Annotated in this window: 12 protein-coding genes; 7 read left to right on the top strand and 5 right to left on the bottom strand. The window is 61.1% G+C overall.

Features of this window, described 5'->3' with window-relative positions:
* Nucleotides 1-329: 329 nt before the first annotated feature.
* Entirely contained in the window at nt 330-1,814 is a 1,485-nt protein-coding gene (gene gatA / locus HMPREF3009_RS07570; RefSeq protein ID WP_070547388.1) for an Asp-tRNA(Asn)/Glu-tRNA(Gln) amidotransferase subunit GatA, read from the bottom strand.
* Nucleotides 1,815-1,816: 2 nt separating this feature from the next.
* Nucleotides 1,817-2,119 carry an Asp-tRNA(Asn)/Glu-tRNA(Gln) amidotransferase subunit GatC gene (gene gatC / locus HMPREF3009_RS07565; RefSeq protein ID WP_046649343.1) on the bottom strand — a complete coding sequence of 101 codons (303 nt, stop codon included), beginning with the start codon at nt 2,117-2,119 and terminating at the stop codon, nt 1,817-1,819.
* 210 nt (nt 2,120-2,329) lie between these two features.
* Between gatC and HMPREF3009_RS07560 the strand changes: the two genes are divergently transcribed.
* Complete coding sequence (locus tag HMPREF3009_RS07560; RefSeq protein WP_070511619.1) at nt 2,330-2,989, top strand: ACT domain-containing protein; 660 nt, start codon at nt 2,330-2,332, stop codon at nt 2,987-2,989.
* Here HMPREF3009_RS07560 and HMPREF3009_RS07555 read toward each other — a convergent pair.
* The 3 genes from HMPREF3009_RS07555 to ligA are packed head-to-tail and all read right to left on the bottom strand — an operon-like array spanning nt 2,982 to nt 6,528.
* Nucleotides 2,982-3,740, bottom strand: a complete 759-nt coding sequence (locus tag HMPREF3009_RS07555) for an HAD family hydrolase (RefSeq protein WP_070511618.1) — start codon at nt 3,738-3,740, stop codon at nt 2,982-2,984. The genes HMPREF3009_RS07560 and HMPREF3009_RS07555 overlap by 8 nt on opposite strands.
* Nucleotides 3,737-4,507, bottom strand: a complete 771-nt coding sequence (locus HMPREF3009_RS07550) for an HAD family hydrolase (RefSeq protein ID WP_070547390.1) — start codon at nt 4,505-4,507, stop codon at nt 3,737-3,739. Before HMPREF3009_RS07550 ends, HMPREF3009_RS07555 begins: the two co-directional genes overlap by 4 nt.
* Nucleotides 4,504-6,528 (bottom strand): NAD-dependent DNA ligase LigA, encoded by a 2,025-nt coding sequence (gene ligA / locus HMPREF3009_RS07545; protein WP_070681098.1) that lies wholly within the window; start codon nt 6,526-6,528, stop codon nt 4,504-4,506. Before ligA ends, HMPREF3009_RS07550 begins: the two co-directional genes overlap by 4 nt.
* A gap of 127 nt (nt 6,529-6,655) precedes the next feature.
* Here ligA and HMPREF3009_RS07540 point away from each other — a divergent pair, with 127 nt between their 5' ends.
* The 6 genes from HMPREF3009_RS07540 to HMPREF3009_RS07515 all read left to right on the top strand — a co-directional run bounded on the left by HMPREF3009_RS07540 (nt 6,656) and on the right by HMPREF3009_RS07515 (nt 10,671).
* Nucleotides 6,656-7,327 (top strand): 3'-5' exonuclease, encoded by a 672-nt coding sequence (locus tag HMPREF3009_RS07540; RefSeq protein WP_070515611.1) that lies wholly within the window; start codon nt 6,656-6,658, stop codon nt 7,325-7,327.
* A gap of 62 nt (nt 7,328-7,389) precedes the next feature.
* Nucleotides 7,390-7,902, top strand: a complete 513-nt coding sequence (locus tag HMPREF3009_RS07535; RefSeq protein ID WP_070681095.1) for an ArsR/SmtB family transcription factor — start codon at nt 7,390-7,392, stop codon at nt 7,900-7,902.
* Entirely contained in the window at nt 7,902-8,900 is a 999-nt protein-coding gene (locus tag HMPREF3009_RS07530) for a serine hydrolase domain-containing protein (protein WP_070547391.1), read from the top strand. Before HMPREF3009_RS07535 ends, HMPREF3009_RS07530 begins: the two co-directional genes overlap by 1 nt.
* 9 nt (nt 8,901-8,909) lie before the next feature.
* Entirely contained in the window at nt 8,910-9,173 is a 264-nt protein-coding gene (locus HMPREF3009_RS07525) for a hypothetical protein (RefSeq protein WP_070681093.1), read from the top strand.
* A 21-nt stretch (nt 9,174-9,194) separates the two neighbouring features.
* Complete coding sequence (locus tag HMPREF3009_RS07520) at nt 9,195-9,458, top strand: hypothetical protein (protein ID WP_049157232.1); 264 nt, start codon at nt 9,195-9,197, stop codon at nt 9,456-9,458.
* Nucleotides 9,459-9,540: 82 nt separating this feature from the next.
* A complete protein-coding gene (locus tag HMPREF3009_RS07515; RefSeq protein WP_046649331.1) occupies nt 9,541-10,671 on the top strand; it encodes an ATP-binding protein in 1,131 nt (376 codons plus the stop codon).
* Nucleotides 10,672-10,674: the final 3 nt, after the last annotated feature.

Genomic DNA, 10,674 nt, shown 5'->3' with positions numbered 1-10,674 from the left:
GAACTCGACGACTACGCACAACAACAAGCCAAAACCAAAGCAGAAGCCAAGGATGAAAGCAAGACCAACGCTGATGCCGGCAGCGACGACATCCCCTTCTAAACCCCGTCGTTCCAGACGACGAAGAACTCAGACACACTCCGCGGAGGCTGAACCCAGACTCGTCGTTTCAAACGACGAAAACCTAGCAAAGGAAACCGAAAGGAAAAGAGAAAGACTACGAACCAGCAAACACACACCGTCGGATAAAACGACGAAGGCCGGCGGCCTCCCACGTCAGTGAAAGACCCCGGCTCATGCGCACTACGGGCTGGCCCGAAGTGTGTCTACTACTTGCGCCCTGCTTCGTAGGCGGCGCCGACCTTGTACAGGCGGTCATCCTTAAATGCCGGTGCCATGATCTGAAGGCCGGTGGGCAAGTTAGTGTCGGATGCCATGCCGGAAGGCACAGACATGCCGCACACGCCGGCGAGGTTCAACGGCAGGGTGCACAGGTCGAAGTTGTACATCTCCATCGGGTCCTCGACCTTCTCGCCCAGCTTGAAGGCTGTGGTCGGGGTGGTCGGAGAAACGAGGACATCGACCTGCTCGAAGGCACGCTCAAAGTCCTGTGCAATGAGGGTGCGAACACGCTGCGCTTGGAGGTAGTAGGCGTCATAGTAGCCGACGGACAGGGCGTAGGTACCCAGCATGATGCGGCGCTTGACCTCGGGGCCGAAGCCAGCCGCGCGGGACAGGGACATGACCTCTTCCGCAGAGTGGGTTCCATCATCACCCACGCGCAGGCCGTAGCGCATGCCGTCGAAGCGGGCCAGGTTGGAGGAGACCTCACACGGCATGATGAGGTAGTAGGCAGCGAGAGCGTCATCGAAGTGCGGGCAGTCGACCTCAACGATCTCTGCGCCCTGAGACTTCAGCTGCTCAACGGCTGCATGGTACGCCTCCATCACGCCCGGCTGCCAGCCATCGCGCTCGAATTGCTTGATCAGGCCAACCTTCACACCGGACAAATCGCCGTTAGCGCCCTCCTTGGCAGCGGCGACTACCGGCGCGACCGGCTTGTCCACGGAGGTGGCGTCGAAGGAGTCGTGGCCGGCAATGATTTCGTGCAGCAGTGCGGTATCCAGGACCGTGCGGGCGGTCGGGCCTGCCTGATCCAGAGAGCTTGCAGCGGCGATGAGGCCGTAGCGAGACACCGTGCCATAGGTCGGCTTCACGCCCACGGTGTTGGTCAGTGCGGCCGGCTGGCGAATAGAGCCACCGGTATCAGTACCGATGCCCAGCGGTGCCTGACCAGACGCGAGGGCCGCTGCGGTACCACCACCGGAGCCACCCGGGGTGCGCTCGGTGTCATAGGGGTTGTGGGCCGGACCGTAGGCGGAGTTCTCGTTGGAGGAGCCCATCGCGAACTCATCGAGGTTCGTCTTGCCCAGGATCGGGATACCGGCCTCGCGCAGCTTGGTCACCAGCGTGGCGTCATAGGGTGAGACCCAACCTTCCAGCATCTTGGAGGCGGCGGTCGTCGGGGCGTCGGTAGTCACCAGCAGGTCCTTGAGCGCCAGCGGCACACCGGCCAAAGCGGAAGCGGGCGCTTCGCCAGCGTCGAGGGACTTATCGACAGCGTCGGCAGCCGCCAGCGCTTCCTCAGCACCAACGTGCAGGAAGGCGTTGAGTTCACCATCGGTCTCCGCGATGCGGTCCAGGAAGGCCTGAGTTACTTCGCGGGAGGTGAGCTCGCGGGAGTGAATCTTCTCAGCCAGCTCGGCGGCGGTCAGTGCGGTAATGCCCTCGGTGGGCGCAATGAATTGTGCCATTCTTATTCGTCTCCTCCACCCAGAATCTGCGGAACCATGAAGCGGTCATCCTCGGTCGCGGGCGCCTGATCCAGAGCCTGCTCAGCGGTGAGGGTGCGCACGATGACATCCTCACGCATCGGGGCGTTAACGGAGTGCGGGTGCGACATCGGCTCCACACCTTCAGCCTCGACCTTGCCAACCGCGGACACCGAGTCCACGATCTCGTCGATCTGCGCGGCGAACTGTTTTAGTTCTTCCTCGCTCAGGGCCAATCGCGACAGCTTTGCCAGGTGCGCGACCTCGTCACGCGAAATATCAGACACGCGAACTCCATCCTTTTATTCATTGAGACGGTTGATAGCTAAGCACCCATGGTACTGCACGGCTGGTGCCACGCCACCACCACTCCTCCCCCTACACACCACTGAAGCTATTGAATAGTATTCGATACGTTGGGTACCATCGATCAAGTTGTACAAACTATTCGCATCAGCGATTTCCCTACCTAGTCATCTTCCCCCAGAAAGAACGATATGTCGTATCTCGTCCGTGTCCTACTCCCTGACACTCCCGGCAGCCTTGGCCTCCTCGCCAACGCGATGGGCAGCATCGAGGCCGATATTCGTTCCGTGGATATCGTGGAGAATTTCCCGGACGGCACGGTCATGGATGACATCGTCCTCGATCTCCCCCAGTCCACCATGGCTGATGAGATCATCACCGCTGCACAGACCGTGGAGGGCGTAGAAGTTGACTCCATCCGCCCCTTCAGTGGACGCGTTGACCGCCGTGGGCAGATCCACGTGCTGGCTAAGGTGGCTTCGCAACACAACGTCACCGCCGCGATGAAGGAGGTGTGTGCAGCAATCCCGAAGGCGCTGACCTCCAATTGGGCCATCGTCATTGCTAATGACGACAAGATCAGCCGCATTGCTGCCTCCGACGCCGCGCCTGCCGACGACGGCTCGATCCCCACCGACCTCAACATCACCTCGGCGCGCGTGCTCAATCCGGAGAAGGACACGTGGATTCCTGAGTCGTGGACGCTGATCGAATCCGCGCTGGCTGCCGCTCCCCTCGTGGGCACGAAGTATGTCGTCGTCATGGGCCGCGTCGGCGGACCGGACTACCTTGCCTCCGAGGTCGAGCACTTGGGTGACTTGGGCGCTATCTTGGGCGCCTTCCTCACCTAGTTAGCAATGCGTTGAGTCCCGCGGCGACGTCAGGAACCACGTGGTCCACCTCGTCGGTAATCTGCGTTCCCGGGAACGTGAAGGACTCGGTGGCGATGGAGTGCATCGAGAGATCGTTAAAGCTATCGCCGAAGGTGTAGAGTTCAGCTCCTTCGTGACCGAGGTGGCCAAGCAACCGCGTCAAGCCCTCGCCCTTGTTGTGCCCGGGCGGCATGATGTCGTAAAAGTCGCAGTTGAACGAGGACTCGACTGCACAATTCGCGCGGACCCACTCGTCGACCTCGCGGCGCAGCTCAGCGTTGCCTGGAATCCACAGGGACATGAGAACGGTGCTGCGCTTGGCGACGTCCCCCGGATCCATCACTTCCGTATTCGCCACCATCGAGGATTCCCGGCCAGCCAGCCCATCCCACACCACCTGGTCTGCTCCAGACAAGCCTGTGAGGTAGATATTCAACGGCAGCCCAGTGAAACGGTCGATGACGGCTTGGACGATATCGCTGGGCAAGTGCTCCTCGTGGAGGATCGAGTAATCGCCGTCCGTGATGACGGTGCCGTTGTAGAGCACGTGGTAATCCAGCTCCACGCCGAATGGCTCGAGCGTGTTGCGTGCATTGGCGATGGACTTGCCCGTCGCGGAGATGGCGAGGTTGCCAGCGGCCCGCCACGCAGCGATGGCTTCCTTTACGGCCTCAGTTATGTCTTCGTTGACGTAAACGGTTCCATCCATGTCCAAAGCCGCAATCTTCATGCCCCGTAGTGTATTAGACCTTTCACGGCCGAGTCCACCACCGCGGTGCACGCCTCCTGGATGTCGGGTTGCGCCCAGGGGAAGGTCAGGGAGACGTCGGCAAGCGCGTGCATAGGCAGGTCATTGTGACCATCACCTAAGGTGATGAGCTCAATCTCGGAACGCTCGCGGCTAAGATGTTCAAGCAGCCAAGTCAAGGCGAAGCCCTTGTTGTGGCCGGGCGGCGTGATATCGAAGAAGTTTCGGTTCATCGCGGTGCCGACGGGAAAGCGGTCCGTCACCCACTGCGCAATCTCTTTCTGTAGCTCTGGGTTACCCGGCGTCCAGGCGGCGACGAGGGGGAAGACTTCTTTTTCGATGTGCTCGGGTGAAACTGGAACGGGCTCGCTGATGATGGGATTGTGCACGCCCTCCACGTTGCGCACGAGGTGGCCGTCGGGGCCTTCCAAGCGCGTGCAATACAGGTCGAGCTTCGGAATATCACGAACCCGCTCATACACAGCACGGACCACCTCGGGCGGCACGTGGTTTTCGTAGAGCAGTTCATAGTCGCCATCCATGATGACGGTGCCGTTGCACAGCAGGAAGTAATCGAAGTCGACACCGAAAGGCTCAAGCGCACGCCGCGCCGAGTGCGACGACTTACCCGTGGCCACGACGGCGAGGTTGCCCGCAGCGCGCCACTGCGCAATGGCCTCTGGGACTTCCTCAGGCATATACCCATCGAAGTAGATGGTGCCGTCGAGGTCGAAGGCGGCTAGCTTCATGCCTCGCCCGTTTCCAGCAGACGGGTGAAGCCCTCTTCATCCAGGATGGTCAGCCCCAGATCGCGGGCCTTCTGTTCCTTGGATCCGGCATTCTCTCCGACCACGACGTAGTTCGTCTTCTTAGACACCGAACCGGATGCCTTTCCGCCGCGGGTGATAATGGCCTCCTTGGCCGAATCACGAGTGAAGTTCTCCAAGGTACCGGTCACTACCACAGTGATGCCTTCCAGCGTCTGCGCTGGTTTATCGCTGACTTCCTCCTCCATGGTGACCCCGGCGGCGGTCCACTTCTGCACGATGTTGTCGTGCCAATCCACCTCGAACCACTGCTTGAAGGATTCCGCGATGATGGTGCCCACACCATCGGTATCCGCCAGCTCCTCGACCGATGCTGCGCGCAGCACTTCCATGGAGCCAAAGCGGGTGGCTAGTGCACGTGCCGCAATGGGGCCGACGTGGCGGATCGACAGCGCGACGAGCACCCTCCAGAATTCAGCCTGGCGGGCCGTCTTGAGGTTCTCCAGCAGCTTCTTACCCGAAGCATTGAGCGCGCCCTTCTGTGTGGTGTAGACCGAGGATTTGAGGAGTGCTTGTTCATCGAGATCGAAGAGGTCCGCCTCATCCTTGAGCACTCCGGAGGAAATCAGATCCGCGGCAGCCTTCTCCCCCAGCTCGCCAATGTCGAGCGCCTTGCGGGAGGCCAGGTATTCCAGGCGTGCCGCCAGCTGGGCCGGGCAGCTACGAGTGTTCGGGCAGCGCCAGTCCTGGTCGCCTTCCTTCTGCGGAGCCAGCTTCGTACCACAGGCAGGGCAATTCTCCGGAAAGACCCATTCAGTCTCGCTGCCATCGCGCTTGTCCAGAACGGGGCCGAGGACCTCAGGGATGATCTCTCCGGCCTTGCGGATGATGATGGTATCCCCGATGAGGACATTCTTGTTCTTGACCTCGAATTGGTTGTGCAGGGTGGCCATGGAAACGGTCGAGCCGGAGACGAAGACCGGCTCCATGATGGCGAAAGGCGTCACGCGCCCGGTACGTCCCACACCGACCTCGATGTTGAGCAGCTTGGTGGTGACCTCCTCCGGCGGGTATTTATAGGCAATAGCCCAGCGCGGCGCGCGCGAAGTCGCGCCCAAGGCGCGCTGGCTGGCCAGGTCATCGACCTTGATGACAAGCCCGTCCATTTCAAAGTAGGCATCGTGGCGGTGCTCCTCCCAGTACGTGACCCGCTCTTGTACCTCCTTGGCTGTGGTGACCCGCTGGGTATAGGGAGACACCGGAAATCCCCAAGCCTCTAGGGCCTTGTAAGCATCGTGCTGCGAGGTGGGCTGGAATCCCTCGCGCGCGCCAATGCCGTGACAGACCATGTGGAGCCGGCGCTTCTTGACGTCCTCCGGATCCTTCATGCGCAGCCCGCCTGCCGCCGCGTTGCGGGGGTTGGCAAAGGTGGGCTTGCCGTCTTCGCGGCGCGCGGAGTTGATCTCCTCAAACTCATCCGGGCGCATGTACACCTCGCCGCGAACCTCCACCAGGGACGGCACCGGATACTCTTTGGTACCCGTCAGCTCGTGCGGGATATCGGGGATAACGCGTGCATTGGCGGTGATGTCCTCGCCCACACGACCATCACCGCGTGTGGCGGCCGTGGCGAGCTTGCCATCGCGGTAGACCAAATCAATGGACAGGCCATCAATCTTGAGCTCGGTCAGATAAGCCTCGGCCGGCGTGCGGTCCAGCCAGTCCTGCAGCTCATCCGCACTGAAGACGTTGTCCAAGCTGTACAGGCGCTCCAGGTGCTCGATGTCGACAGCACCTTCCGGCGCAGCACCGACCTGCTGGGTTGGCGAATCCGGGGTCTGCAGCTCCGGGTGCTCCGCCTCAAGCGCCAGCAAGCGCTGGAAGAGCGCGTCAAAGTCCGCATCCGGGATTGACGGCTCACCGTTGTAGTACAACTCACGGTGCTTGCGCACTTCCTGGGCAAGCTCGGACCATTCGCGTTGGATATCTACTGCATCACTCACGAGTCACTAGTGTAGCGGGGCTACCGGACATGCCTATGACCTGCGGATGGTCATTCTGCAAGAGTTCGTCCGTCATTCTGCAGCACTTCCACAGTGCGTGTCCGAGCCGGGCGCTAGAGTGTTGTCCATGAACTTCGACGCCACCCGCATGCTCTCCTTCGACCTCGAAACCACCTCCGTGAAGCCCAAAGAAGCCCGCATCGTCACCTCTGCCCTGGTACGTATCGACGGGCGTGAAGTAGACAAGCGGGAAATGCTCGCTGACCCCGGCGTGGAGATCCCCGAGGAAGCCGCCAAGATTCACGGCATCACTACTGAGAAGGCCCGCGCGGAAGGTCGCCCCCACGAGGAGGTGCTCAAGGAGACGGTCGATTCCATCTATAAGGCCTGGGACGAGGGGCTCACGCTCATCGTCTACAACGCCGCCTACGATCTCTCCGTACTGCGCGCGCTGACCGGGGACTTCACGGTCAACGGCCCGGTGTTCGATCCTTTCGTTATCGACCGCGTTAAGGATAAGTGGCGCAAGGGCAAGCGCACCTTGGAGGAGGTCTCCGCCCATTACGGCGTGGAATTGAGCAACGCGCATGAGGCGACTGCCGACGCCCTCGCGGCCGCCCGCGTGGCCTGGAAGCAGGTGCGCCAGCACTTCCCTGAGCTAGCCCAGATGGATACCAACGAGCTCATGGAGTACCAGGCCGTCGAGTGGTACAAGGACCGCGAATCCTTCAAGAAGTACCTGGAAGGCCGCGGGCGGGACGCCTCGGATGTCTCCACCGCGTGGCCGATGATTTCTTAACTCCCACCCCCTCACCCAAATAGCACTTGCCAGTTTTCTAGAGTTCTGGAATTCTAGAAACCATGGAAACGACAGTCGAAGCACGCCTCGCCGAACTCGAAGCGCGCGTCGCCGCGCTTGAGGGGCGCACCACGCCCACCGACGCCGGCCCCGCATCCACCGCGGAAGAAGGCTCGGCCTACTGGCTGGTCGACGCCCTCGCACCCAACGAGCAGCTTCCCGACGGCTCCATCATCTTTGGCGGCAACATAAACGTCGGCAAGCGCACTTATGCCTATCAATGGCAGCGCCCCACGAACTTCGTCACCGACGAGGATTGGGCAGAAAACCTCGAGCGCCTATCCGCTCTTGCCCATCCAGTCCGCGGCGAAATCCTGCGCCGCCTGCTCGCCGCACCCGCGACAGCCGCAGAGCTTCTCGAAGAAGACATCGTCTCCTCTACCGGCACCGCCTACCACCACTTGAGCGCGCTGACCCATGCCGGCTGGACCACGAAGTCTGGCGGCGAGTATTCCATCCGCCCCGCCCGAGTTATCCCCCTTCTCACCATCATCACCGCGAGCGAGGACCACTAATGCGTAGAATGTCCCTAGCCGTCATCGCTGCCATTGCCGTTGCAGCCATCCTGCTCATCACAGGGCCGCAAAGGATTACCCTGGCAAAAGACAAAACTGGTGACGAAGCCTTAGCTGCCCAGTTGAAAGAGCACTCAGAGTCCGGCTTCCACAACCTCACTGCCTTTACCCTCCAGGACGGCAAGGTCACCTTTGCGGGACTGGGCAGCGACGAGCACACGGAGGTCGAAATCGGCTCCGTGACCAAGATGTTCACTGGCGAACTGGCCCACCAGCTCGTCGAAGAGGAAAAACTGAGAACTGACACCACTGTGGGCGAGGTCCTCAATGTTGGCGATGCGCCCGTCGCTGACGTCACCGTCCAAGAATTGCTCGACCACACCTCTGGCCTACCGCGACTGGCGAGCGCGAGCCTCCTCAGCAATCTCGCCTCGGGTGTCACCGGCTCGAACCCCTATGAAGGTGAGACCATTGAGGACATCGTGGCTGCCGCCACGGAGGCCGAACTAAAAGACCGCGGTAAAGAATCCTATTCAAACCTTGGCTATGGGCTCCTGGGCCACATGCTCGAGACCGTTGACGGGCAACCTTATGAACAGATGCTCAAAGAACGCATCTTCGAGCCAGCTGGCATGACAGAAACCTATCTCATGACGCCGGGCTCTGTGCCTGACGACGCTCCACGCGGCCTAACCCCCACCGGCCGCCACGCTGAGCCGTGGGAGATGGAAGGCTCCGCACCCGCGGGAGCCATCCGCTCCACGGCAAGTGACATGGCCAAGTTCGCCGAGTGGTTCATGGACAACGGCGATACCGACTTCGGCTGGCAGCCTCCCAGCGAAAACAATGCTGGGTACTGGCACAACGGCGGTACATACGGTTACTCGACGATGCTCATCATCGAACCAGAGACCAAACGCGCTGCCTTCGCCAACAACGATTCCCTCGCCGGTACCGAAGACCTCGCCCAAGCTCTATTCGACGAGCTCGGATCCTAAGGAGACACCGTGTTACTCACCATCAGCATGATCGTTATCATCGCCTCCCTTCTATGGTCCGCATGGAAGGCATTCACCACCCCAGGGAAGACAGTCTCGCGCGTTGTTTCCGTAGCAATCACTGCCTTCGTCATCGTGCTCATCGGATATACCTTGCCCTGGAATGCGGACCTCCACTTCTTCTGGTGGTATGGCCTCGTCGCCGCATGTGCTGTGTACGCCGGTGCGGTGGCCTGGCGGGCTATGGATTCGAAGCCCGCAAGCACAATCTAAGTCCTCCCGTAGACTGACGTTATGACTGCTCCCGCTTACCGCACGGTCCATATCCACGACGTCAATCCCTCCGTAATTGCCACCCTTCAGAAGCGCGCTGACGCCGCTGAAGTTTCCTTGGAAAACTACCTGCGCGATCTCCTGACGACCACAGCTTCACGCCCTGAATTTTCGCCGCGTCCCAGCGTCCAGGAAAAGCTCGCGGAGCTCACCCAGCGTGACCCTATAGCTATAAACGGCGATTTTGACATCGTCGGCGCCATTCGGGCGGGGCGGGACGCCTAATTCCACCTGGGGGACGAAAGTCTCCCAAATCTCCGCTTTTAGAAAAGTCTCCCAAATCTCCCAATGCCCTAGGATTGAGACTATGTCCCCACATGAGAACCCATTCCGCCCCACCTTCGGCGTTCCACCACTCTTTTGGGTTGGGCGCACGGCAGTGCTCGACACCTTCCGGGCTGCACTCGACTCCCAGCCGGGCAGCCCGGGCCGCTCGCTCATCATCAGCGGTGCCCGCGGTATCGGTAAGACGGTTTTGCTCAATGAGCTCGAAGATATCGCTTCTAGCCGCGGGTGGATTACCCTGCGGGCCTCGGGACGCAGCTCCTTGGTGGAGGAACTCGTGGACACCACCATCCCGCGCATCATAGACAAGCTTGCCCCGGCGGATAAGAGCAAGGTCAACCGCGTCGGTATTGGCGGCCTGGCAACCATCGGCATCCAGCACAACACCGAGGAAGCCTATAAACCGACGTTGAACACCCGCCTGCGCGAGCTTTTAGGCCTGCTCAAAGGCACTGGCGTACTGCTCACCATCGATGAAGTGCAGGACGCAGACGCCGAGGACCTCACCTCCCTGGCCGTGACCTACCAAGACTTGGTGCGCGATGAGCTCGATGTCGCTATTGTCGCCGCGGGCCTTCCGCAGGGAGTCAACCGCCTGCTGGACCTGCCGGGTGTGACCTTCCTGCGCCGCGCGCAGAAGTTCGTTCTGGGGCCGCTCTCCCCCGCGAACGCCAAGGTGGCCTTCACAGAAACCGCGGCGCAGTCCGGACTCGAATTCACCGAGGATGCGGTTGCGGCTGCGGTGCGGCTGTCCCGAGGCTACCCCTACATGGTGCAGCTGGTGGGCTCATTGGCCTGGGGAAAGGCGCAGCGCGAGGGTGGAAGCCGCATCGAGGAGGGTGACGTCGCGGCAGTGTCAGCCGAGGCGATCTCGGTTCTCGGCGCCCAGGTCCACCAGCCCGCTACCCTGGCGCTTCCGCCAGCGCAGCGCCTCTTCCTCGAAGCGATGAGCGCGGTTATGGAGAACGGCACGGCGGAAATCAAGAACATCGCCGCTCACCAGGACCGGACGGTGCGCTCACTGTCGGCCACGCGCCAAAGGCTTATCGACGCCGACCTGATCGAGCCCACCGCACACGGCCAACTCCAGTTCGTCATCCCTTATATGGAGGCCTACTTCACCGCGACGGACAGCCTGGGGAGGATTGATTAAAAG

Source organism: Corynebacterium sp. HMSC034H07 (assembly GCF_001815175.1).
In the GTDB taxonomy this organism is placed as follows: Bacteria; Actinomycetota; Actinomycetes; order Mycobacteriales; family Mycobacteriaceae; genus Corynebacterium; species Corynebacterium hiratae.
The sequence above is the reverse complement of the archived record's forward strand: the minus strand, read 5'-3'. Positions and strand labels throughout refer to the sequence as shown.